This is a genomic window from Nocardia sp. NPDC058176 (assembly GCF_042883805.1).
GTDB lineage: Bacteria > Actinomycetota > Actinomycetes > Mycobacteriales > Mycobacteriaceae > Nocardia.
This window is the reverse complement of sequence record NZ_JBHVVA010000001.1, coordinates 1,345,135-1,370,419: the sequence shown is the minus strand read 5'-3', so window position 1 is coordinate 1,370,419 and position 25,285 is coordinate 1,345,135. Positions and strand designations below refer to the sequence as shown.

Below are 25,285 nucleotides of genomic sequence, written 5' to 3'. Positions count from 1 at the left end.
CCGTGAATACGGCCCCCTCGCTGTTCGCCTTGCCACCCCAGATTGCCGAGGCAGGTGTCTGGGCGCACGACTTCGCCACCAAATACGTACGCCCGGTCGCCGCCGAGTACGACGCCCGCGAGGCCACACCGTGGCCGGTACTCGAGGAAGCCGCCAAGGCCGGCCTCTACACCCCCGACTTCGCGCGCGAGATGTTCACCGAACCCACCGGGCTGCTGCAGCCGGTGGTCGCCGAGGAGATCTTCTGGGGCGACGGCGGTATGGGACAGGCACTGCTGGGCACCTTCCTGCCCGCCGCGGCCCTGTTCGGCACCGCCACCGCCGAGCAGATCGACACCTGGCTACCCGAATTCTTCGGCACCCCCGGCGATCTCGCGGTCGCGGCACTGTGTGCCAGTGAACCCGATGCCGGCAGCGACGCCGCCGCCATCCGCACCACCGCCCGCTACGACGAAGCCACCAGCGAATGGGTGCTCAACGGGACCAAGACCTGGGCAACCAACGGCGGCATCGCCCGCGTCCACGTCGTCAACGCGATCACCGACCCCGCCCTCGGCGCCCGCGGGCACGCCCTGTTCCTCATTCCCCCCGGTACCGCCGGGCTCAGCCAGGGCCAGAAGTTCGCCAAACACGGCCTGCGCGCTTCCCATACCGCCGAGGTCGTACTCGACGATGTGCGCATTCCCGCCGATCTGGTTCTCGGCGGCAAAGATGCCCTCGACCAACGCCTGGCCGCCGCCCGTGCGGGCACTCGCGTGCGAGTGCCCGCGGCGATGGCGACCTTCGAGATGACCCGGCCCGCGATCGGTGCGATGGCTCTCGGAGTAGCCCGCGCCTCCTACGAGTACGCCCTGGAATACGCCGGGGTGCGTGAGCAGTTCGGCCATCCGATCATCGACAACCAGGCCATCGCGTTCATGCTGGCCGATATGGCGACCGAGATCGATGCCGCCCGCCTGCTGGTCTGGCGAGCCGCCCACCAGGCTCGCAGCGGCAAGCGATTCCTGCGGGGTGAAGGCAGCATGGCCAAGCTCAAGGCCAGTGAGGTTGCCGTGCGCACGAGCGAACAGGCCCTGCAGATCCTCGGCGGCAACGGCTACACCCGCGACTACCCCGTCGAGCGGTGGGCACGTGACGCCAAGATCTTCACCATCTACGAAGGCACCAGCGAGATCCAGCGCCTGATGATCGGCAGCGCGATCTCCGGACGGAGGATTCGATGAACACCGAGGCAAAGCCCTTGGCGGGCAAGACCGTCGTCGTGACCGGTGGCGGGCGCGGTATCGGCCGCATGATCAGCGAGGGCCTGCTGCGCGCGGGCGCGACCGTGTACATCAGCAGCCGCAAGCAGGACGAACTCGACGCCGCCGCCGCAGAACTCGCCGCGCTGGGCGCCGTCCGCGCGGTGCCCGCCGATCTGGGTACCGAGCAGGGCATCGCGACATTGGTGGCGGCGGTGCGCGCGGACACCGACCGGTTGCACGCACTGATCAACAATGCCGGCGCGAACTGGGGCGCACCGTTCGAGGAATTCCCCGCAGCGGCGTGGGACCGGGTGCTGGCGGTCAACCTCACCGGTGTGTTCGGGCTGACTCAGGCACTGGCCCCGCTGCTGCGCGCGGCATCCACTGCCACCGATCCCGCCCGGGTGGTCAACATCGGCAGCATCGACGGTCTGCGAGCCCCCGGACGTGGGTTCAACAACTTCTCCTACAGCGCCAGCAAAGCAGGCGTACACATCCTCACCCAGCAGCTCGCCGCCGAACTCGCGCCCGATGTGCTGGTCAACGCGGTCGCACCAGGCCTGTTCCCCTCGAAAATGACCGCCGGGCTGCTGCGTGGTGGCGAAGACGCGATCGCCGCCGGGATCCCGGTGCGCCGGATAGGACGACCCGACGACATCGCCGGAGTCATCGAATTCCTGCTCGGACCCGCCTCCACCTACATCGCCGGCGCGGTGATCCCGGTCGACGGCGGCGTCAACGCCACCCGATAGGTGCCCACAGCGGACCGGGCCGCACCCGCGGCCCGGTCTCGCCATGGGCGCAGTGGCGCCGACCGCACCCGATACCCTGAGTCGAAGGACGATCAGATGCCCGACAACATGCCGGCCCCCGAGCTCGAATCCGGTCCTGACGGGGCCGAACCATTCACCGCGACCTACCGTGTCCGCGGCGACGACATCGATCAGACGATGCGCGTTCGGCTCGATGCCGTCGCCCGCTACGTACAGGACATCTCGGCCGACATGATCGAAGACTCGCCGTTCTTCGAAACCGACCCGTACTGGATCCTGCGGCGCACGATCATCGATGTGCGCGCACCCATGTCATGGCCAGGAAATGTGAGCGTGAACCGGTGGTGTTCGGCGACCGCCTCACGCTGGGTCGCCATGCGTCAGACCCTGCGGGGAGCCCCGGAATCCTCGCCGTTCAACCCCGCGACCCGCTCCCCGGGCCTGGTGGAGACCGAATCGTTCTGCATCAAGGTCAACGCGGATGGCTTCCCGTCCCGCATCAGCGACCAGGCCCTGGACCATCTGAGCCGCGGCGTGTCCGACACCCGGCTTCGTTGGCGCGCCCTCAACGACGCGCCAACACCGGCGGAATCCGGCGCTGACACCGTGTTCGCGCCCCGGGCCAGCGACGTGGACCAGTTCGCCCACGTCAACAACGTGATCCATTGGCAGATCGTCGAGAGCGCGCTCACCTCACGCCCGGACCTTCTCGCCCACCCCTATCGCGGCATCCTCGAATACCTACGGCCCGTGCCGCCGGACACCCCGATCACCGTGCGCCGGTGCGACGAGCGCGACCGGCTCCTGCTGTGGATGCTGATCGACCAGGAAACCGTCGCCGCGACCGCCTCGGTCACTCGGCGATAGCACCACGCGACACAGGCTGCTACCGCAGCGAGATGTCGGCGAAGAGCAGGAGGGGCCAGGCGACCACCTCGCCGATCATCGAGAACACCTTGTCGATGCCGTGTTGGTCGGCGAGGTGTTCGCGGTGGCCGAGTAGCCAGAGGATGCCGACGACGAGGTAGGGGACGCCGAGGAGTGCGGTGGTGGTCACCGCCAGGTGCAGGAGTTGGCGCAGGCTCAGGGTGCGATCGAGCAGGTCGTTCATCGCGGTGTCGCTTTCGTGCGCGCTCAGGCGGTTTCGCCGAGGATGGGGCGGGATTCGATGATGCCCTCGTCGCTGGGCTGCTCCCCGGCGTTCAGGACGCGGTCGCGCTGACGTTGGCGCAGTTCCAGGTGTGCCTGTCTCGGCACGGCGTAGCCGAAGCGTTCCTGGGCTTGCCGCGGTGTGGTCGTCACCGGGTGCTGTGGTGCGATGCCCAGCAGCACGGGGGCCGCCACGTCCACGGTCGTGGGTGAGATCAGGCGCAGGAGGATCAATTCGAGCCGGGCGCTGAAACTCACCAGCGTGTAGGCGGCGCTGAGCGGGGGCACGACGAGCAGGTCGAGCAGGCGCCCGGTCGGCAGTCCCGCGGTCTGGCGCATCCAGCGCGGCATGGTCGCCAGGGTCCCGCGCCGCAGGAAGGCGGTGACGACGTAGAAGAACGGTCGCAACGGCCACGGCATCGGCGGCAGCATGACGTCGGCGCGCAGCAGGTGCCGCATCGCCTTCTTCGCGATGTCGGAACCCAGCAGCTGGGGCCGCATGTCGTCGAAGTAGGCGCGCACGCCTTCTCGGGTGCGCGGGATGTCGTCGGGATGGCAGGTCTGCAGTTCGGCGGCGCGGGCGCATTCGTCCCAGTAGCGCGCCTCCTCCTCGGGCGAGAGGCGGCCGGGTCCGTACTTCTCGTAGGCGAGGAGGATGGAGTGCCAGGCCGTGAGGTGGATCCACAGCTGCGAATGCGGGTCGTTGGCGTCGTAGACCAGTCCGGTGACCGGGTCGATGCCGACGGCCTTGGAGTGGATCTTCACCAGCACGTCGGCTGCTTTGGTCGTCGATCGGCTGTCGCCGAACATCACCATGGCGAAGTAGCGCAGCGTGCGGTCGTAGCGGGTGCGCGGCCGGGTGTAGATGGCCTGGGTCTTGTCGACCGCGGCGATGAGTGCCGGGTCGAGTTCCTCGATGACGACCGCCCGCTGGAATCCGATGGTCAGGCTGGTGGGGTAACTCCACACCCGCCAGGTGATCGAGTCGGGGCCGAAGAACCCGTAGTCCTCGGCCGGTTCGACTACCGGCAACGACAGCCAGTCCCGTATCGCTCCCATGCCCACTCCCCTAGATCTACTTTGGCGTAGTTTCACTTCTACGCGTGCGTAGAAAAGTATGTGATGGCGATGCGGCGACGTCAATACTTCAGGCTGCGATCAGCTCTGCGGATCAGGCGTGGGCAGGGTGCGAACCAGTGCGCGCACAGCCGATTCGAGCCGCTCCGGCGGAAACCGATCGGCATCGCCGATGACCAACCGCGCGAGCACCTCGACGAGACCGAGCATCACGTAGCCGACGAGTTCGGTATCGGCGTTGTCCGGGCCGCCACGCAGTTCGAACCCAGTCTCGAGCAGTTCGATCAACCGGTTCACGATGTTCTCGCGCGCCACGAACAGCAGTTCCTTGTAGTCGGCGGGCGCGCCGTCGGCGTGGGTGAGAATCAACCGCCACCGCACCGGATCGCGCTGCACCGCACGCAGGAACGCCATCACCGACGCGGTGTACTCGGCGTCGGGATCGGAGCCGTCCAGATCGGCGGGCAGCGATTCGCGCACCTGCCGCATACCGCGCGCATGCTCGCGCTGCAGCAGTGCCGCGACCAGTTCGGGCGCCGAGCGATACACCGCGTACAGCACCGGTTTGGCGACTCCGGCCTTCTTTGCGACCGCCTGCATGGTGAGCCCGGCCAGGCCGTTCGCCGCCACGACATCGAAGGCGGCATCGAGCAGCTGCTCTCGGCGTTCGTCCAGCGGCAGTCGCGGACCGTTGCGCCGACCGGTCTTTCGACCGCCGGCCGCGGGCGAGACCCGCCAGACTCCCGAGGCTTCCTCCGCGACACTCACCTGCGGATTCTCTCAAACACCGCGCCCGTTGCGAACCCCCGCCCCGGAACCGCCCCATAAGCCCAGATTATGAGGTGGTAGGCAACCGCCCACTACCCGGCGCCGCGGGCACGCCGAAGGATGGTGGACAGCCCGGTTCGCGGGGTGGAGACGGCGGAGGAGAACAGTGTGACGTTCGTGATCGGCGCCGCGTGTGTGGACGTGCTGGACCGGGCCTGTGTGGACGAGTGCCCGATCGACTGCATCTTCGAGGGTAACCGGATGGCCTACATCCAGCCCGACGACTGCATCGACTGTGGCGCTTGCGAACCGGCGTGCCCGGTGGAGGCGATCTACTTCGAGGACGATCTTCCGGCGGGGCAGGAAGAGTTCATCGCCGAGAACGCCCGGTTCTTCGCCGAGCCGCTGCCGGGGCGGTCCGCGCCACTGGGCCAGCCGGGCAGCGCCTCGACGGTCGGCGTGCTGGGCGTCGACACCGCGTTCGTACAGGAGTACCAGCCGTGAACGCGGTACTCCCCTAGCCGTCGGCGAGCAGCTTCAGGAAGAACTCCCGGATGTCGCCGGCGAGCAGGTCCGGCACCTCCATGGCGGCGAAGTGCCCGCCGCGATCGAACTCCGACCAGTGCCGGATGTCGTAGACCCGTTCGGCCAACGGACGTACCGACTGGGTGATGTCGTGGGCGAACACCGCGACGCCCAGTGGCACCGGGCACGGTTCGGTGCGGCGCGCGGCGTCGTGGTGCAGGCGCGCCGAGGAGGCGGCGGTGGCGGTGAACCAGTACAGGGAGATGTCGGTGAGCATGCGGTCCTCGTCGACCGGTGTGCGCGGGTCGGTCCACTGGGCGAAGCGTTCGGCGATCCAGGCCAGCTGGCCCACCGGCGAATCGGTCAGGGCGTAGCCGATGGTCTGCGGTGTGGCGGCCTGAAGCGCCTGGTAGGGCGGACGATTCGCCATGAGTTGCTTGACCTTGTCCAGCCGAGCCACCTCGATGTCGGTCAGGGCGATGTCGGCGGTGGGGTCGGGCCGGGTCGGCAGGTAGTTCACGTGGACGCCGACGACATGGTCGGGCGCGACCGCGCCGAGTGCGGTGGAGATGCCGGAGCCGAAGTCGCCGCCCTGGGCGCCGTAGCGCTGGTAGCCGAGCCGGTGCATGAGTTCGGCCCAGGCGCGGGCGATGCGGTCGATGTCCCAGCCGCGTTCGTGGGTCGGGCCGGAGAACCCGTAGCCGGGGATGGACGGGATCACCAGGTGGAAATCGCGCGAGAGCGGCTCGATCACGTCGAGGAACTCCAGGAACGATCCGGGCCAGCCGTGGGTGAGCACGAGGGCGAGGGCGTCCGGTTTCGGTGCTCGGACGTGGACGAAATGGATGTTCTGGCCGTCGATCTCGGTGGTGAAGTGCTCGAGTTCGTTGAGTTCGGCTTCGTGGGCGCGCCAGTCGTAGCCGGTGCGCCAGTGGTCGGCCAGTTCTCGCAGTCGCGCGAGGGGGAAACCGTAGTCCCATCCGGCGTCGGTGACCTCGTTGGGCCATCGCGTGCGGGCGAGTCGGTCATCGAGATCGTCGAGGTCGGACTGGGGGATGTCGATGCGGAACGGCTTGATCATGGTCTGCACTCCCGGTATTCGTTTAAACAGTAAACGTTTGTCTCATAAACGTTTAGTTTACGAACGATAGCATAATCGTTGGTCGGCCGAACGATCAGTTACGCTGGCCCCATGGAGAACCCATCCGAGCAATCACCCCCCAGCTGGGCGAATCTGCCCAGCTGGCTGCTCACCCAGACCGCCGACCACGCGCATCGCCTGGTGACCGAAGGGTTCTCGGCCGCCGGCGCCCGCGGCTACCACTACCGCCTGCTGGCCACGCTGGCCGAGCTCGGCCCGGCCAGCCAGGCCACCCTGGGCCGTCGCAGCGGCATCCACCTCAGCGACATGGTCGCGGCGATCAACGAACTCGCCGAGCGAGACCTCGTCGAACGCGCACCCGACCCCGCCGACCGGCGACGCAACATCGTCTCGCTCACCACCGCGGGCAAACGACAGCTGCGCAGACTGGAGAAGGGGCTGGCCGAATCCCAGGACGAACTACTGGCTCCGCTGTCCGCCGAGCAGCGTCGGCAGCTGACCGACCTGCTGACACTGCTGCTGAACCACCACTCCGGGCAGGCGGACGCCCCCGCCGAAGCGTGGCAATAACGAACTGGTCGCCCGATACTGTGCGCGGTGCACAAAATGAACGAAAATCGCGCTGTGCGGCAGGGTGATTCAGACCGCCGACGTCAGCACATGGCGGTGCCAACGGCACACACCCAGGGCGAAACGCACCTCGAAGCTGTCGGTGTCGACGCCGATTCCGTACCGGCCGGTGACCTGCTGAATGCGGTACTGGACGGTGTTGCGATGCACGCGCAGCACCCGCGCGGTGCGGGTGTAGCTGCCGTCCTGGGCCAGGAACACATCGAGAGTGTGGCGCAGCAGCTCCGCCTTCGCGCTGTCGGCGGCCAATCGCCCCAGGACGCGCTGCACGAATCCGGCGAGCTCGTCGGGATCGTCGGTCAGCAGCGCGAATGGGGCGACGGCATCGAAATCCACGACCACCGGCGCGTCCGGCCCGGCGGACACGACCAGGGCCTTCGCCCTGGCCGCACTGCGCGCGGAGCGCCGGAATCCGGGCAGACCCTCCCCCACCGGCCCGAGCGCGACGCGCACCGGCAGCCCGGCGGCCTCGATCTGCTCGGTGAGCGTGTCGGGCCCGACCCGTTGGCCGTCGACCGGGAACCAGATCCGCATATCGCGCGCGCCGGTCGCCGACACCAGCTCGGTACCGTCCGCGCCCATCGCCGTCGACAGCAGCTGACGCGTCTGCTCGAAGGCCCGGGCGGCATCGGCTCCGCTGGTGGTCGGTGTCGTCCACAGTTCCGCGGCGAGGTGGCGCCGGTCGAGGCGGTAGTCCAGGGCCGCCTCGGCGGCGGGCACGTCGGGGTCGTCGTTGTCGAGCAGCCGGGCGATCCACTGCTGGCGGGCCGCCTGACGGCTGCTGAGCCAGCGATCCCGCTCTGCCTCGTAGATCCGGCCCATCGAGGAGTTGAGGCGATCGAGGTAGCGGCCGGCGAACTCGAGCAGCTCGGCGATCCTGGCGGGCTGGTCGGGGCCGGGGACGGCGAGGATCAGCCCGATGGCGGCGTCGAGCAACCGGTACTGGCCCAGCCCGTAGGCCCGCAGCAGCACCGTCAGCGGCACACCGCGCCGGGCCAGCCGCTGGGCGTAGGCCGTGGCGGCGGCGGATGGGCTGACCGTGGCGGGGTCGATGTTGTTGGCCAGGACGTACTGCACGACGGCGACGTTCTCGGCGATACTGGCGGCCCGCATGTCGGCCAGGTCGAAGGCGATGTCGGTCACCGGGATCATCTGCTCGGTGACCCGGATGAGTTCCTCGGTGATCGCGCCGGTGAGCGGACCCAGCGCCTGGCCGACCCAGACCAGTGATCCGTAGGCCGCCACCGGCTCCTCCGTCCGTTGAACAAAAACTGTCGCCGACATTGTGCCATCAGCACAATTTTTGCCATCGGCGTGCGGTCGGCACGGTCGTAGCTGCCCCTTGTGTGGTCGTGACGCCGTGACCTGTGATGTCATGTTCGCTGAACGCCCCGATATCGACTCCTTCTTGCTTGTTCGACACTGGTCCACCGCTCGGTAGGCCCAGAATCCGACAGGGTTCGTGGGTCATCGCAGAGCCGTGGGCCGGACAGATGAAGGATGTAGTACTCGGATGGGTGAAGGTCGTCGTGCGCCGCGCGGTCGAGGCAATCGCAAGTCGAGCACTCCCCTGTTCGCCCAGTTGCTCACCGCCGCCGTCGACACCGCGGGCGATACGGTCGCGGTCTCCTGCGCCGACGGAGACCTCCGCCGCGAACTCACCTACACCGAGCTCGACGCGTACTCGTCACAGCTGGCCAGGGAGCTGATCGCGCGCGGCGTCGGTCCCGGCGACGTCATCGCCCTCGGTGTCACCCGCTCGGTCGATTCGGTGGCTGCGGTGTGGGCGGTGGCCAAGACCGGCGCCGCGTACGTGCCAGTCGACCCGGCCCTGCCCGCCGAGCGGATCGCCTATCTGCTCGCCGACTCCGGAGCAACGCTCGGCCTGACCTGCTCGCCGCATCTGCCGGCACTGGGCGAGACGGTGCAGTGGCTCGCCCTCGACACCGCGGCGGAGCGGATCATGGCGCACCCTGCCCACCCGATCTCCTATCTGGACCGGGTCCGCCCGCTGACCGATCAGCATCCGGCCTACCTGATCTACACCTCGGGCTCGACCGGTCGCCCCAAGGGCGTCGTCGTCACCCACACCGGCCTGGGCTCGCTGGTCGCGGCGGCGCGGGAACGCTATGAGGTCGACGCGGACGCCCGGGTCCTGCACGTGTGCTCACCGAACTTCGATGTCTCGGTGCTCGAGCTGCTGCTGACGTTCAATTCCGGTGCCACGCTGGTGATCTCGCCCCCCACGGTGTTCGGCGGCCCCGAACTGGCCGCGCTGCTGCGCCGGGAACGGGTGACGCACATGCTGATCACCCCCGCGGCACTGGAGTCGGTCGACGCGCGGGACCTGGACGCCTTGCGGGTGGTCGTCGTCGCGGGCGACGCGTTCGGTCCGACGCTGGTCGAGCGCTGGGCCGTGGACGGTCGCGCGTTCTACAACGGCTACGGACCGACCGAGGCCACCATTCTCGCGACCGGCACCACCCGCCTGCTCCCGGGTGAGCCGATCACGATCGGTGCGGCCTTCGCCGGTGTCGGTGTGCTGGTGCTGGATTCGCGGCTGCGGCCGGTGCCCGCCGGTGTCGCCGGTGAGCTGTATCTGTCCGGTCCGGCCTTGGCGCAGAGCTATCTGGGCAGGCCGGGGCTCACCGCGGACCGTTTCGTCGCCGCGACCTTCGCGGGTGCGGCGGGTGCGCGCATGTACCGGACCGGTGACCTGGTCCGCCGCACGTCCGAGGGCGAGCTCGAGTATCTGGGCCGCTCCGATTTCCAGGTGAAGATCCGTGGGTTCCGCGTCGAGCTCGGCGAGATCGATGCCGCGCTGACCGCCCATCCCGACCTCGAGTACGCCGTCACCCTCGGTGTGACCGCCGGTTCCGGTGCGACGGTGCTGGTGTCGTATGTCCTGGCGCGGCAGGGCGTCGCGATCGACACCGAGGAGGTGGCTCGTTTCGTCGGCACTTCGCTGCCCGCGCACATGGTGCCCACCCTCGTCATCGCCCTGGACGAGATCCCGCTGACGCCGAACGGGAAGCTCGATCGTGCCGCGCTGCCCGCACCGGTATTCGGTGCCGCCGGGTCGCGGGCACCGGAAGGCCCGGTGGAGACCCGTATCGCCGAGCTGTTCACCCAGGTGCTCGGGGTGCGCGAGATCGGCGCGGAGGATTCGTTCTTCGCCGCGGGTGGGGACAGCATTCTGTCGATCCAGCTGGTGTCGCGGGCGCGCTCGGCCGGGATCTCGTTCACCCCGCAGCAGGTGTTCGAGCATCGGACGGTGGCCGGGCTGGCACGGGTCGCGGTGCTCGGCGGTGAGTCGGTGCCGACCCTGGCGGAGCTGCCCGCTGGCGGTGTGGGCGAGGTGCCGTTGACGCCGGTGCTGGCGGCCGCGGTGGCCGGTGGCCGCTTCTTCGGCCGGTTCAGTCAGCAGATGGTGCTTGCCCTGCCCGAGAACATCGACCGGACCGCGATGGTGGACGTGCTCACCGCGGTGCTCGATCACCACGACATGCTCCGTGCCGGGGCCGAACAGGTCGACGGACACTGGCAGCTGCGGACGCTGCCGCCCGGCGCGGTGACGGTCGGCGACCTGCTCACCCGCATCGACGTTCCGGCGGGTCGCGGTACCGACGAACTCGCCGACATCGCCGACGCGGCCATGGATTCCGCGCTCGCCGCGCTCGACCCGCAGTCCGCCCGGATGATCGCCTTCGCCTGGCTGTGCCGCGCAGACGGTCCAGACGGTTTGGTCGTCGCGGCCAATCACGCGGTGATCGACGGTGTGTCCTGGCGAATCCTGTTGTCGGACCTGGTCACCGCGTGGGCGCAGTACGCGGCCAGGCAGCGGATCGCGCTCCCCGCGGTCGGGACGTCGTTCCGGCGGTGGGCACACGGCCTGACCGAGACGGCGAACAGCCGCCGCGACGAACTCGACCATTGGCAGCGCACCTTGGCGGTGCCCGACCCACTGCTGGGCGACCGCCCGCTCGACCCCACCGTCGACACCGCCTCGACAGTACGGACATTCACCGTCACAGTGCCCGTCGAAGTAACCCGGGCGGTATTGACCGACCTGCCGACCAGGTACCGAGCCGGTGCCGAGGACGGCCTGCTTGCCGCCCTGGCGCTGGCCGTGCGCACCTGGCGTGCACGCCGCGGCGTGGCCGCACCCGCGACCCGTGTCCGGCTCGAAGGCCACGGCCGTGAGGCCTCCGCGCTCGACGGCGCCGATCTGACCCGCACGGTCGGCTGGTTCACCAGCATGTATCCCGTCGCCCTCGACCTGGGCGAGATCGATGTCTGGCGGGGCGGCGCGGCGACGGCCGCACTGGTCAAGGCGGTGAAGGAACAGCTGCTCGCGGTCCCGCACAAGGGCATCGGCTTCGGGATGCTGCTCCACCTGGACCCCGAATCGGCTCCGCTGCTCGACGGCGCGCTCGGCCAGGTCGGCTTCAACTATCTGGGCCGCCTGTCCGCGAGCGATGTATCGGACACGCTCACCGACCACAGCTGGCTGCCCACCGCCGACTGGGGCGAACCGACCGCCGCCCAGGACCCCGCCCTGCCCGCCGCGGCCGTGATCGACATCAACGCACTGGCCGCCGACACCGAAGACGGTGTGCGCCTGCGGGCCTCGTTCTCCTACGCCTCGCGGCTCATCGACGAAGTGTCGGTGCGGGAACTGGCGGACTGCTGGACCGAGGCACTCACGCTGCTCGCCGACCATCTCCAGGATCCGGCGGCGGGCGGGTTGTCGCCCGCCGATGTAGCGCTGGTGTCGGTGACCCAGACCGAACTCGACACCTGGCACGCCGAGCGCCCCGGTCTCAGTGACGTGGTGCCGCTCGCGCCGCTGCAGCTGGGTTTGATGTTCCTGGCCCAGGTCTCGCCCGAGGACCCGTACCTGGTCCAGCTGGCCGTCGAGCTGGCGGGCGAGGTCGACACCGAGCGGCTGCGGCGCGCGGCACAGGCAGTCCTGGACCGGCACGCGATCCTGCGCACGGCCTTCGGCACGGCGGCGACGGGTTCGCCGGTCGGGTTCGTGGCCGAGGGTGTCACGGTTCCGTGGCACGTCGTGGAGACCACCGAGGCCGATGCCGAGGCGCTCCTCGCGGCGGAAGCGCGGACCGGCTTCGATTTGGCGACCGCGCCGCTGCTGCGGTTCACGGTCTACCGCCGCTCCTCCGGCATGCATCTGGTGTTGACCGCGCACCACCTGCTGGTGGACGGCTGGTCGATGCCGTTGCTGATGAAGGAACTGCTCGTCTGCTACGCCGGTGCCGAAGCGATGCTCCCGCGCGTGCGCCCCTACCGCGACTACCTCGCGTGGCTCGCTCGCCAGGACCGATCTGCCGCCCTGCGGGCCTGGTCGGACGCTCTCGACGGGCACACACCCACCGTGCTGGCCGCCGCGATCCCGCCTGCCGAGCGGGAAACCGGTTACGGCACCTGCGCTGTCGAGCTGTCCGCGGCGGAGGCCGAGTTGCTCGCGACGTGCGCGGCGGCCCACGATGTCACGCTCAACACGCTGTTCCAGGCCGCGTGGGGTCTGGTGTTGGCCGGGGTCGTCGGTCGCCGTGATGTGCTGTTCGGTGCGGTGGTGTCGGGGCGGCCGCCGCAACTGGACGGCGTCGACGGCATGGTCGGCCTGTTCGCGAACACCATTCCGGTGCGGGTCCGGGTCGAGGCCGACGCGCCGCTACGAACCCTGCTGACGCGAGTGCAGACCGAACAAGTCGCACTGCTCGGCGGTCACCATCTGGGACTGGCCGACATCCAGCGCTCGGCGGGCGCGGGCGAGCTGTTCGACACGCTCATGGCCTACGAGTCCTACCCCGTGGACACCGAGGGAATGCGCGGCGCCATCGACGGTTTGGACATCGTCGCGGTCGAGGCCGCCAACGCCACCCACTATCCGGTCGCGGTCGGTGTCGAGGTAGGCGACGGCATTCGCATCGGCGTGCAACACCGCCTCGACACGGTCGGTCACCCGGTCGCACAGGCACTCACCCAGCGACTGCGCACCATCCTCGACGCCTTCGTCACGACGCCCCACCGTCCCGCCGCCGAACTCCTCGAAACCCTGCTCGCACTCGACGATCCGATCGCGCGGACCGCGTACTGGCGAACGGTACTCACCGACCCTCCCCAGCTGAGCCTCCCGACCGACCGGCCGCGCCCCGCCGCTCCCGTCATCGCGGACGACCACGTCACCTTCGACATCCCCGCGAACCTGCACCAGCGAATCCAGGACTTCGCCCACGCACGCGACACCACAGTGTTCACGGTCATCCACGCCGTCTACGCCACGCTGCTGGCCCGATTGTCGGGCACCGAGGACATCACGATCGACGTGCCGTCCCCACAGGATGCCCGAACCCGCGTGCTCCGACTACCCGCGCCGGGCGGCATCTGCTTCGACGAACTCCTCGCCGACGCGGCCGAGGTCACCCGGCAAGCCTTCGCCCGCCCGGGCCTGTCCGCCACCGAACTGACCGCCCTGCGCACCCGGCACCCGGCTACGCGAGTGCTCCTCTTCGTTGACACGCCAACCGCTGATCCGGAGCACTGCGATCTCTCTCTGCGCGTTCGCACGACATCTACCGCACGTGCGGTAGACCGCGATCACGCATCGACAGTTCCGGCTGACGAGATGGCCGAGAACGCAGATCTGGATCTGGTCGCCACTCCGCCACACGTTCGCACAGCACAGAGCCAACTCGGTTCGCCTCAGGTCATGGCCCCACCACACGACCTCACCCCGCACCGGCCCGCGGATCTGGCTGACGAGCTGCCCGTGCCCCCGCGCGCAGGGGACGACAGCGACCGTCCCGCAGAGGGTCTGATCGCTGAGTTCGGCTACCCCAGTTCCCTGTTCGACCGGAATACGGTCTCCACGTTCGCCGAACGGTTGGTCCGCCTGCTGGCGGCCGCGACCGAACACCCGCTGACCCCCATCGGTGACCTGCCGGTACTCGGCGCGGAAGAGCACGCGACCATCACCGCCCGCCTCGCCGACCGCACCATCTCCACGGCGCTATTCCCCGACCTGGTGTCCCGCGGCCTGGAACTGGGCGCGGACCGCATCGCCATCCGGCACCGAGACCACTCGATCACCTACGGCGAGCTCGACGCGCAGACCTCACGCCTGGCCCGCGAACTGATCGCCCGCGGAGTCGGTCCCGAAATCGCTGTTGCCGTGGCCCTTCCGCGATCCGCCGACATGGTCGTGGCGGCGCTGGCGATCGCCAAGGCCGGTGGCGTCTACGTACCGATGGACCCCACCTACCCCGCTGCCCGGCTGCAACACCTGGTCACCGACTCGGGCGCCGTCCTCGGCATCACCGCGAGCACCCATCTGGACCGTGTACCCGATGGCGTGGATACGCACCCACCGTTCTGGCTGACCCTCGACGACCCCGCCCTGGCCCGTTCGTGCGCCACCCACTCGTCCGCCCCGGTCACCGACGCCGACCGCCGCGCACCCCTGCGCATTCAGCACCCCGCCTACCTCATCTACACCTCCGGCTCCACCGGCCTGCCCAAGGGCGTCACGGTGACCCACGCGGGCCTGAATCCCCTGCTGGAGGAAGCGGTCGACCGCTACCGCCTCGAGTCGCAGCACCGTTTCCTGCACATCTGCTCGCCGTGGTTCGACCCGTCGATCCTCGAATGGCTGTGCGCGTTCTCCACCGGCGCGACGCTGGTCGTGGTGCCCGCCGACATCATCGGCGGTGTCGAACTCACCGAGCTGCTGGCCACCGAGTCCGTCACCCACGCGATCATCACCCCCGCCGTCCTGGGCACCCTCGATCCCACGGGCCTGGACAGCCTCGAGCTGCTGTCGGTCGGCGGCGACGTGACCACCCCGCAGCTCCTGGCGACCTGGCAACCTGGCCGCCGCTACCTCAACGGGTACGGCCCCACCGAGACCACGATCATCTCCTCCTACGCCGAACTCACTGCCGGACAGCACATCTCGATCGGCACCCCGGTCACCGGCACCTCCGCGATGATCTTGGACGCCCGCCTGAACCCCGTGCCACCGGGTGTCACAGGTGAGCTCTACCTGGCCGGCCCCGGACTCGCGCGCGGCTACCGCGATCAACCGGGCACCACCTCGACCCGATTCGTCGCCGACCCCTGGGGCGCACCGGGCGCACGCCTGTACCGCACCGGCGACCTCGTGCGCAGCACCGCGACCGGGAATCTCGGGTATGTCGGCCGCGTCGACACCCAGCTGAAGGTGCGCGGATTCCGGATCGAGCCCGGTGAGGTCGACGCCGTCCTCACCGCCCATCAGAACGTCGGTACCGCCGTGACGGTGGGCCGCCCGACCGCGACCGGCGCCATCACCCTGGTGTCCTATGTCGTTGCGGCACAGGGCCATACCGCCGATCCCGCCGCACTACTCGACCGCGCCGCGAACCACCTGCCCGCCCACCTGGTGCCCTCCGCGATCGTGGTGCTCGACGCGATGCCGTTGACCTCCAACGGCAAACTCGACCGCACGGCCCTCCCGGAACCCGTCGCCGTCACCGAACCGGCCCGTGCACCGCTGGGCACCATGGAGACCCGCCTGGCCGAACTGTTCGCGCAGGTTCTGGGCCTGCCATCGGTCGGCGTGAACGACTCCTTCTTCGCACTCGGCGGCGACAGCATCCTGTCGATCCAGCTGGTCTCGCTCGCCCGCGCGGCGGGCCTCACCTTCACCACCCGTGCGGTGTTCGAGCACCGCACCGTGGCGAAACTGGCCGCGATCGCCGCCGTCGAGGACGATTCGGCACCCGAACTGCTGGCGGAGCTCCCCGGCGGCGGCGTCGGCGAGGTCCCGCTGACCCCGGTCCTGGCCGAGTTCCTGACCAGAGGTTCCAGCGACCGGTTCGCCCAGACCATGGTGCTCGCCCTGCCCGACGACATCGACCGGGCCGGTCTGCGCACCACCCTGGACGCGGTTCTACGCCACCACGACATGCTGCGCTCCCGCCTGCGCCACGACGGCACCGGCTGGCAGTTCGAGGTCCTCGCCCCCGGCGCCGTCACCGCCGACCCCCTGATCACCGAACTCGACGCGGACGGCGACGATCTCACCCGAATCGGCACGGCCGCCATGGATTCCGCCCTCTCGGCCCTGAATCCCGCTGCGGCCCGCATGATCGCCTTCACCTGGATCCGCAGGCACGGCGACCGCGACCTCCTCGCGGTCGCCGCCCACCACTACGCGATCGACGGCGTCTCCTGGCGCATCCTGCTGCCCGACCTGATCCTGGCCTGGGCCCAGCACACCGCCGGTCAGCCGATCGCGCTCCCGCCCGTCGCCACCTCGTTCCGTCGCTGGGCCCACGCCCTGACCATCACCGACCGCACCGCCGAACACGCCTACTGGCAGCAGGCACTGGCCACCCCCGACCCGCTGCTGGGCGCCCGCGCTCTCGACCCCACCCTCGACACCGAAGCGAGCATGCGCTCGATCACCGTGGAGATTCCGGTCGAGGTCACCGACCCGCTGCTGACGACCCTGCCCGCCCAGTACCGGGCAGGCGCCGACCACGCCCTGCTCGCTGCCCTGGCCCTGGCCGTCCGCAGCTGGCGCGCCCGCCGCTACATCGACGCCCCCACTCTGCGAGTCCGGCTCGAAGGCCACGGCCGCGAAGAACAGATCGTCCCCGGCGCGGACCTGACCCGCACCGTCGGCTGGTTCACCAGCGTCTACCCGGTCGTCCTCGACCTCACCGACATCGCGACCACCCGTGACGACAACACCCTCGCGGCCACGGTCCGCACCGTGAAGGAACAGCTGCTCGCCGTCCCCGACAACGGCATCGGCTTCGGCTTGCTGCGCCACCACGAGACAGCGGCACCCCTGACCGGCGGCCTCGGCCAGATCGGCTTCAACTACCTCGGCCGCGCGACCACCACCTCCCAGCCCGAGGACACCGCCTGGCTCCCCACGGCCGACCTCGGCGACATCGCCGTCGACTACGACCCCACCCTGCCCGCCAACGCCGTCCTCGACATCAACGCGATCGCCGTACCCACCGGGACCGGTCCGCGACTACAGGCCGACTTCCGCTACGCCACCGGCATCCTCGACGAATCCGCGGTCCGTGAACTCGCCGAGGAGTGGACGAGCTGGCTCACCGCACTCGCCGAACACACCCGGCATCCGAGCGCGGGCGGGCTGACACCGTCCGACGTGGCCCTCGTGCAGGTCACCCAATCCGACCTCGACACCTGGCGAGAAACCCACCCCGGCCTGTTGGACGTGCTCCCGCTGTCCCCACTGCAGCAGTCCCTGCTGGCCCTGGGCGAACTCCTCGACGAATCGGTGCACGCCTACCTCATCCAGCTCGTCGCCGAACTCTCCGGCACCCTCGACACCGACCGGCTACGCCGCGCCGCCGCGACCGTCCTCGACCGGCACGCCAACCTGCGCTCGGCCTTCGTCACCACACCCGACGGAACCCCGGTCCAGCTCGTCGCCGACACCATCGAACCGCCACTGCGCATAGTGGCCGTCACCGAGACCGAACTCCCCGACCTCCTGGCCGCCGATCAGCAGACCGGTTTCGATCCCGAAATCGCCCCCCTGCTCCGATTCACCGTGTACACCACCGGTTCCGGCCGCAGCCACCTCGTCCTGACCGGGCACCACATCCTGCTCGACGGCTGGTCCATGCCGCTGCTGATGAAGGAACTGCTCGTCCTCTACGCCACCGACGGCGACGCGACGGTCCTGCCCCCGGTCCGCCCCTACCGCGACTACCTCGCCTGGCTGGCCCGCCAGGACCGCGCCGCCGCCGAACACGCGTGGTCACACGTGCTGGCCGACGTGCGCCCGACCGTCCTCGCCCCGGAACTGACCTGGCCGCCCGCGACCGGAACCGGTTTCGGCCTGTGCGAGTTCACCTTCGACACCGCCCGCACCAGCGAACTCACCGCCTTCGCCGCCGCGACCGAGGTCACCGCCAACACCGTGTTCCAGACGGCATGGGGCCTGGTCCTGGCCGCGAGCACCGGCCGCGACGATGTCGTGTTCGGCGCCACCGTCTCGGGCCGTCCCCCGCAGCTCGACGGTGTCGGCGACATGATCGGCCTGTTCGTCGACGCGGTCCCGGTGCGGGTGCGCCTCGAATCCACCGGCACCGTCGGGGATCTCGTCCGCGCGGTTCAGGTCGAGCAGGCCTCCGTCCTCGACCACCACCATCTCGGCCTCGGCGCGATCCAGCGCGTGGCGGGCCTGGGTGAACTGTTCGACACCATGCTGGCCTTCGAGTCCTACCCGGTCGACGCCGAAGGACTCCAGCAGGCGGGCGGTGCGCTCGACAATCTCAGCATCGACGACCTGCGCGGCGCCGACCACACCCACTACCCGATCACCATCCTGGTCTTCCTCGGCGCCCACACCCAGGTCCAGATCAAATACCGGCGCGATCTCGTCGCCGACACCACCGCCCAGGCGATCACCGACCGACTCCGCACCGCCCTCGACGACCTCATCACCACCCCGACAGCCACGACATCCGGTATCACGCACCGGCTCGCGTCAGCTCCCGACCAGATTGCCCGATCGGCGTTCTGGCGGCGAACACTGGCCGACCTTCCTGGCCGCCTCGTCCTTCCCAGCGACTCCCGCTTCGGTGAAACCGACGCCACGTCGACTGCCTCGCCGACGCGCCACCACACCGATCGCCTCCGCACGGTCATCCCGCCCGAAACCAGGGGTCACGCACGATTCCCGGTTCCGGCCGCGGTGCACCAGGATCTGCGCCTGCTCGCCGAGACCGCGGGCGTGACCTGGTCGACGGTGGTCCGCACCGCCCTGGCCGTCCTGCTGTCCAGGCTCACCGCCACCGACGACATCGTCATCGAGTCCACCGACCTCCTCCTGCGCACCGAGGTCGACCCGGCCACCCGAGTCCTCGACCTGCTCCGCCGAGCCGATCGCACCGAATCCGAGGCACAGGAGCACGCGGGAATCCCCGTCGCCGACCTCCCTGCCCTCCTCGGCATCGAGAACCTCGCCCAGGTGTCCCTGAACATCGACCACCCACCGACCACCCACCACGACCTCGCCCTGGCAGTCCTCGAGGACACAACCGGCCTCGCCATCGAGATGTCCTTCGCCCGAACACTTCTCGACGACACCACCGCCGACGCCTTCGGTCGACGATTCGTCCGGCTCCTCACCGCCCTGCGACCGGAAACACCGGTCGGCGACCTACCCCTGACCGACCGCGACGAGCACACCTTCCTCACCCACCTCGGCGACAGCACCACCCCGCGAGCGACCGCGACCCTGCCCGACCTGCTGGTGCGCGGCACCGGCTACGGCCAGCACCGCATCGCGGTCCGCGACAACGGCCGCACCATCACCTACGGCACCCTCGACGCGGACTCCTCCCGCCTGGCCCGCCTGCTCATCGCCGACGGCATCGGCCCCGAAACCGTCGTCGCCTCGGCGATCCCCCGCTCCTACGAGGCGATCCTGACCCTGTGGGCGATCGCGAAAGCGGGCGCGGTCTACCTGCCGGTCGACCCGAGCTACCCGCCGGACCGCGTCCGGCACATGCTCGACGACTCCGGCGCCACGATCGGTATCACCGTGGGCGAGCGTGCCACCGGCCTGACCACCTCGGTGCGCTGGCTGGTCTTGGACGATCCGGCCGTGCGCGCCCGCATCTCCGACCACTCGGCGACCACGGTCCGCAACCGCGACCGCACCACACCCCTGCGTCCCGCCCACGCCGCCTACGTCATCTACACCTCCGGCTCCACCGGCACACCCAAGGGCGTCACCGTCACCCACGCCGGGCTCGGCGCCCTCGTCACCCACTCGGCGGCCCTGCTGGAGCTGCGCCACGACCACCGGATGCTGCACGTCTGCTCCCCGAGCTTCGACCAGTCCATCGAGGAGATCAGCACCGCCTTCCACCGGGGCGCCACCCTGGTGATCGCGCCACCCGACACCGTCGGCGGCACCGAACTCACCGACCTGCTGCGCGCCGAACTCGTGACCCACACGATCATCACCCCCGCACTGCTGAGCACCCTGGACCCGGCCCAACTGCCGGACCTGGTGTGTGTCTCGGCCGGCGGTGAGGCGTGCACCCCCGACCTGCTGGCCGACTGGCAGCCCGGCCGCCGCTTCCTCAACGGCTACGGCCCCACCGAAGCCACGATCGGCGCGACCTACACCGCACTACGAGCCGGTGACCGGGTCACCATCGGTCGCCCGGTGCCGGGCCTGCGCGCGGTGGTCCTCGACGCCCGGTTACATCCGGTGCCCGTCGGCGTCACCGGCGAGCTGTACCTGGCCGGCCCCGCGCTGGCGCGCGGGTATCGCGGCCGCGCCGCGGCGACCGCCGACCGGTTCGTCGCCAGCCCGTGGAGTACCGGGGAACGCATGTACCGCACCGGCGACCTGGTCCGCTGGGTGCGTGGCGCGAACGACGACTACGAACTGGAATACCTGGGCCGCACCGACTTCCAGATCAAGATCCGCGGCTTCCGGATCGAACCCGGCGAGATCGACGCCGTCCTCACCCGGCACCCGCGCGTCACCTTCGCGCTGACCCTGGGCACCGAGAACCCGGCCGGTGCGGCCGTGCTGGTGTCGTATGTGACCGGTCGCGACATCGATCCCGGCGCGCTCACGCGGTGGGCGTCGTCGATGCTGCCCGCGCACATGGTGCCCGCTGCCGTCGTCGTGCTGGACCGGGTGCCGCTGTCGGCAGCGGGCAAACTCGACCGAAAGGCCCTGCCCGCACCGGAATTCGCGGCCCGCCCGTTCCGTGCACCCGCGGCCGGGCTGGAACGCACCGTCGCCGAGGTCTTCGCCGAGATCCTCGGTGTCGACCGGGTCGGCGCCGACGACAACTTCTTCGACCGCGGCGGCAACTCACTGCTCGCCACCCGCCTGACCGCCCGGCTCGGTGCCGCCGTCGACCTGCGGGTGCCGGTGCGGGTGCTGTTCGCCGCCCCCACCGTCGCCCAGTGCGCGGCCGAGCTCGCCCGGCTGACCCGCGCGGACCGCCGCCCCGCCCTGCGCGCCCACCCGCGCCCCGATCGCGTCCCGCTCTCACCCGCCCAGCAGCGCATGTGGTTCCTCAACCGATTTGACACCGGGACCGCCGCCTACAACATTCCCGTGGTCCTGCGCCTGACCGGCGCACTCGACCCGACCGCGATGGGCCACGCGTTCACCGATGTCGTGGCCCGCCACGAGATCCTGCGCACGGTGTACCCGGCGCTCGAGCACACCCCGGTACAGCTCGTGCTCCCACCGGAGCACCCGGATGTGCCGCGCCTCGAGCTCCGCACGGTGACCGAGGCCGAACCCGGCGTGGCCCAGCTGGTGTCGACGATCTTCGACGTCACCGCCGAGGTGCCGTTGCGCGCCACCCTGCTCGAACTCGGTCCCGAGGAGTTCGTGCTGGCGATGGCGGTTCACCACATCGCCGGTGACGGCTTCTCCGGCGGCCCGCTCACCCGCGACCTGGTCACCGCCTACACCGCCCGCACGCACGGCGCCGCACCCAGCTGGGAACCGCTGGCCGTGCAGTACGCCGATTACGCGCTGTGGCAACAGCACCTGCTCGGCGCGGAGACCGACCCCGCCTCGATGGCCGCCGAACAGATCACCTACTGGCGCCAGGCTCTCGTCGAGCTGCCCGACCAGCTCGACCTACCCCGCGACCGCCCCCGCCCGGCGGTCCAGTCCTACGCGGGCGGACGAGCCCCGCTGACCCTCGACGCCACCACCCACGCCGCACTGGTCGAACTGTCCCGCACCCACGGCGCGACCCTGTTCATGACCGTGCACACCGCACTGGCGGTCCTGCTGGCGGGCCTGTCGGGCACCACCGACATCACCATCGGCACCCCCGTCGCCGGACGAGGCGAGGCCGAACTCGACGATCTGATCGGCATGTTCGTCAACACCCTGGTCTTCCGCACCCGGGTCGACAGCGGCGTGAGCTTCGCCGAACTGCTCACCCGCCAACGCGAGATCGACCTGCACGCCTTCGCCAACGCCGACATCCCGTTCGAACGACTCGTCGAGGTGCTCAACCCCACCCGGTCCACCGCGCGCCACCCCCTGTTCCAGGTGGGCCTGTCGTTCCAGAACCTCGCCGAAGTCGCCATGGATCTGCCCGGCATCAGCGTCACCTCGGTGGAGCTGGACCGCGCGCTGTCCCAGTTCGACCTGCACCTGATCCTGGCCGACCGCTACACCCCCGACGGCGCCCCCGCCGGCATCAGCGGCCACTGCACTTTCGCCACCGACCTGTTCGACGAGGCCACGGTCCGTGGTTTCCTCGACCGGTTCACCCGGCTCGTCACCGCGATCGTCACCGCTCCCGGGGCACCACTGCACACCATCGATCTGCTCGCCCCGGCCGAACGTGTCCGGATCCTCGACACCTGGAATCGCACTGCGCGGCCGACAGATCCCACGGCCACGCTGGTCTCGATGCTCGACGCCACGGTGTCCGCGAACCCGAGTGCGGTGGCCCTGGTCGCCGACGACGAGCGCGTGAGTTTCGCCGAGCTCGATGCCAGGGTGAACCGCCTGGCCAGGTATCTCCTCGCGGCGGGCGTGCGACCGGAGACCCGGGTGGCGCTGGCCATGCGGCGCTCGATCGACCTGGTCGTCGCCATGTACGCCGTCGCCACCGCGGGCGGGGCGTATGTCCCGATCGACCCCGATCAGCCCGCGGCCCGCACCCACCACATCCTCGACACGGCCGCACCGCTGCTCGTGCTCACCACCGCCGACACCGGGTTCATCGCCCCCGGAAACCGGGTCGTTTCCCTCGACCACCTCGACCACCTCGACCTCTCGGCCCACAGTCCCGCCCCGGTCACCGACCTCGATCGCCGCAGCCGTCTGCGCGCCGCGAACACCGCCTACGTCATCTTCACCTCCGGCTCGACCGGCCGCCCGAAGGGTGTCGCGGTCTCCCATGCCGCCATCGTCAACCAGTTGCGGTGGAAGACAGAGGAATTCGGTCTCAGCGTCGATGACGTCGTCCTACTGAAGACAGCGGCGACGTTCGATCTGTCGGTGTGGGAGTTCTGGACCACCGCCGCCAGCGGTGCCCGCCTGGTCCTGGCCGCCCCCGACGGCCACCGCGACCCGGCCTACCTCGCCGAGCTGATGCACCGCGAGCAGGTCACCACCCTGCATGCCGTGCCCTCCATGCTCGACGCCCTGCTCACCACGACCCTGCCGACCTCCTTGCGCCGCGTCCTGGCCATCGGCGAGACCCTCCCGGTCGCCTTGGCCCGCCGATTCGCCGCCGCGGCACCCGGCACCGCGCTGTTCAACGTCTACGGCCCCACCGAGGCCGCCGTCTCGATCACCAGCCACCCGGTCGAGGACACCGACACGGTGACCGTTCCGATCGGCAAGCCCGTGTGGAACAGTCAGGTCTATGTGCTCGACGCACGCCTGCGCCCGGTCCCGGCGGGCGTGCCGGGCGAGTTGTACCTGGCCGGAACACAATTGGCCGCGGGCTACCTCGACCGTCCCGACCTGACCGCCGAACGTTTCGTGGCCAACCCGTTCCGCATGGGCACCCGCCTGTACCGCACCGGCGACCTGGCGGCATGGAACACCGACGGCGAACTCGAATACCGCGGACGCACCGACTTCCAGCTCAAGATCCGTGGTTTCCGCATCGAACTCGAGGAGATCGACGCGGTCCTGGCCGGCCATCCCACGGTCGGCTTCGCCGTCACGGTCGGACGCGAAAACCAGTCCGGGGCAATGGTGCTGGTCTCCTATGTCGTCGCCGAGCGAGGAGAAGAGCCCGACGCGGACACCCTGCGCGAGTGGGCCGGTCACCACCTGCCCTCGCACATGGTGCCCGCCACGATCATGATCCTCGACCAGGTCCCCCTGACCCACGTCGGCAAACTCGACCGCGCCGCCCTGCCCGCACCCGAACTCGCCACCCGCACCTACCGACCACCCACCACGCCCATCGAACACACGGTTTGCGACATCTTCGCCGAAGTCCTGCGCCTGGACCGCGTCGGCACCGACGACCACTTCTTCGAACTGGGCGGCACCTCGCTGAGCGCCACCCGCCTGTCCGCCCAGCTCGGCGAGGCGCTGGCCCGGCCCGTGCCGGTCACCTGGATCTTCACCGCACCCACCCCGGCCGGTATCGTCGCGGCCTTGCGCGCCGACGGTGCCGACGGCGCGGGCACCGATGCCGCCTTCGACATCCTGCTGCCGCTGCGCCCCACCGGCACCCGCGAACCACTGTTCTGCGTGCACCCCATCAGCGGTGTCGCCTGGTCGTTCAGCGGCCTGGCCGCCCACCTCGACCCCGACCGTCCCCTCTACGGCCTGCAATCACCCGCGCTGAGTTCGGCCGAGCCGCTCCCGGATTCGATCGAGGAATGGGCCCTGCTCTACCTCAAGCAGATCCGCGCGATCCAACCCGAAGGGCCCTACCACCTGCTCGGCTGGTCCCTCGGCGGTGTGCTCGCCCACGCGATGGCCGTCCAGCTCCAGGAGGACGGCGAACAGGTCGCTCTGCTGGCCATGCTCGACAGCACCCTCTCGACCGCCGCACCGGCCCTCGCGACCACGGTCACCGCCGCCGACCTACTCGGCGGATTCGCCGGTGATCAGGCCGCCGACCTCGCCCAGCACACCGATCCCCGCGAGCTGGCCCGCACCCTCGTCGAGCAGGCCGCGCCCGGATCATCCCTCGACCCCGCCCGCATCGACCGCATCGTCGACGCGGCCATCACCTCGGCCGACCTCGACGCCGCCTACCGTCCCCGCCCCTACGACGGCGACCTCGCCTACTTCACCGCGGCCGCCGACGACCCCACCGCAACCACCGCGGCCTCCTCCTGGACCACCGCGATCACCGGCTCGATCCACAACCACCCGGTCGACGCGACCCACTGGCGGATGACCGACCCCACCGCCCTCGCCGCGATCGCGGCGGTCCTGCGGGAGTGGCTGTGACCCGAGAGGACTCGCGGTACATTTG

General features: G+C 69.9%; 11 protein-coding genes. 6 read left to right on the top strand and 5 right to left on the bottom strand.

Annotated features, from left to right (window positions below; translation table 11 throughout):
- Nucleotides 1-2 precede the first annotated feature (2 nt).
- The 3 genes from ACFVVM_RS06385 (at nt 3) to ACFVVM_RS06375 (ending at nt 2,884) form a co-directional block, all read left to right on the top strand.
- Nucleotides 3-1,223 carry an acyl-CoA dehydrogenase family protein gene (locus tag ACFVVM_RS06385; RefSeq protein ID WP_387616773.1) on the top strand — a complete coding sequence of 407 codons (1,221 nt, stop codon included), beginning with the start codon at nt 3-5 and terminating at the stop codon, nt 1,221-1,223.
- Nucleotides 1,220-1,996, top strand: a complete 777-nt coding sequence (locus tag ACFVVM_RS06380; RefSeq protein WP_387613648.1) for an SDR family oxidoreductase — start codon at nt 1,220-1,222, stop codon at nt 1,994-1,996. Before ACFVVM_RS06385 ends, ACFVVM_RS06380 begins: the two co-directional genes overlap by 4 nt.
- Before the next feature lie 96 nt (nt 1,997-2,092).
- Entirely contained in the window at nt 2,093-2,884 is a 792-nt protein-coding gene (locus ACFVVM_RS06375) for an acyl-ACP thioesterase domain-containing protein (RefSeq protein ID WP_387613645.1), read from the top strand.
- Between the two features lie 19 nt (nt 2,885-2,903).
- Here the strand turns inward: ACFVVM_RS06375 and ACFVVM_RS06370 are convergent, their stop codons facing one another.
- The 3 genes from ACFVVM_RS06370 to ACFVVM_RS06360 form a co-directional block, all read right to left on the bottom strand.
- Nucleotides 2,904-3,128 carry a hypothetical protein gene (locus ACFVVM_RS06370; protein WP_387613642.1) on the bottom strand — a complete coding sequence of 75 codons (225 nt, stop codon included), beginning with the start codon at nt 3,126-3,128 and terminating at the stop codon, nt 2,904-2,906.
- A gap of 23 nt (nt 3,129-3,151) precedes the next feature.
- A complete protein-coding gene (locus ACFVVM_RS06365; protein ID WP_387613639.1) occupies nt 3,152-4,225 on the bottom strand; it encodes an oxygenase MpaB family protein in 1,074 nt (357 codons plus the stop codon).
- A 99-nt stretch (nt 4,226-4,324) separates the two neighbouring features.
- Nucleotides 4,325-5,011 (bottom strand): TetR/AcrR family transcriptional regulator, encoded by a 687-nt coding sequence (locus ACFVVM_RS06360; protein WP_387613636.1) that lies wholly within the window; start codon nt 5,009-5,011, stop codon nt 4,325-4,327.
- Nucleotides 5,012-5,179: 168 nt separating this feature from the next.
- Here ACFVVM_RS06360 and fdxA point away from each other — a divergent pair, with 168 nt between their 5' ends.
- Nucleotides 5,180-5,515, top strand: coding sequence for a ferredoxin (gene fdxA / locus ACFVVM_RS06355; RefSeq protein WP_387613633.1), 336 nt, complete (start codon nt 5,180-5,182; stop codon nt 5,513-5,515).
- 13 nt (nt 5,516-5,528) lie between these two features.
- On the opposite strand, the gene ACFVVM_RS06350 is transcribed toward fdxA, so the two are convergent.
- The gene (locus tag ACFVVM_RS06350; protein WP_387613631.1) at nt 5,529-6,617 is read right to left on the bottom strand and encodes an epoxide hydrolase family protein; all 1,089 of its coding nucleotides are present in this window, start codon (nt 6,615-6,617) and stop codon (nt 5,529-5,531) included.
- A gap of 111 nt (nt 6,618-6,728) precedes the next feature.
- Here ACFVVM_RS06350 and ACFVVM_RS06345 point away from each other — a divergent pair, with 111 nt between their 5' ends.
- The gene (locus ACFVVM_RS06345) at nt 6,729-7,208 is read left to right on the top strand and encodes a MarR family winged helix-turn-helix transcriptional regulator (RefSeq protein ID WP_387613628.1); all 480 of its coding nucleotides are present in this window, start codon (nt 6,729-6,731) and stop codon (nt 7,206-7,208) included.
- Nucleotides 7,209-7,277: 69 nt separating this feature from the next.
- Here the strand turns inward: ACFVVM_RS06345 and ACFVVM_RS06340 are convergent, their stop codons facing one another.
- The gene (locus ACFVVM_RS06340; RefSeq protein ID WP_387613625.1) at nt 7,278-8,513 is read right to left on the bottom strand and encodes a PucR family transcriptional regulator; all 1,236 of its coding nucleotides are present in this window, start codon (nt 8,511-8,513) and stop codon (nt 7,278-7,280) included.
- A gap of 268 nt (nt 8,514-8,781) precedes the next feature.
- Here ACFVVM_RS06340 and ACFVVM_RS06335 point away from each other — a divergent pair, with 268 nt between their 5' ends.
- Complete coding sequence (locus ACFVVM_RS06335; protein WP_387613622.1) at nt 8,782-25,260, top strand: amino acid adenylation domain-containing protein; 16,479 nt, start codon at nt 8,782-8,784, stop codon at nt 25,258-25,260.
- Nucleotides 25,261-25,285: the final 25 nt, after the last annotated feature.

Bases quoted from the DNA above. Each gene is read 5' to 3' on its own strand.
- ACFVVM_RS06380 (WP_387613648.1), top strand. From the start codon at position 1,220: ATGAACACCGAGGCAAAGCCCTTGGCGGGCAAGACCGTCGTCGTGACC.
- ACFVVM_RS06375 (WP_387613645.1), top strand. From the start codon at position 2,093: ATGCCCGACAACATGCCGGCCCCCGAGCTCGAATCCGGTCCTGACGGG.
- ACFVVM_RS06370 (WP_387613642.1), bottom strand. From the start codon at position 3,128: ATGAACGACCTGCTCGATCGCACCCTGAGCCTGCGCCAACTCCTGCAC.
- ACFVVM_RS06365 (WP_387613639.1), bottom strand. From the start codon at position 4,225: ATGGGAGCGATACGGGACTGGCTGTCGTTGCCGGTAGTCGAACCGGCC.
- ACFVVM_RS06350 (WP_387613631.1), bottom strand. From the start codon at position 6,617: ATGATCAAGCCGTTCCGCATCGACATCCCCCAGTCCGACCTCGACGAT.
- ACFVVM_RS06345 (WP_387613628.1), top strand. From the start codon at position 6,729: ATGGAGAACCCATCCGAGCAATCACCCCCCAGCTGGGCGAATCTGCCC.
- ACFVVM_RS06335 (WP_387613622.1), top strand. From the start codon at position 8,782: ATGGGTGAAGGTCGTCGTGCGCCGCGCGGTCGAGGCAATCGCAAGTCG.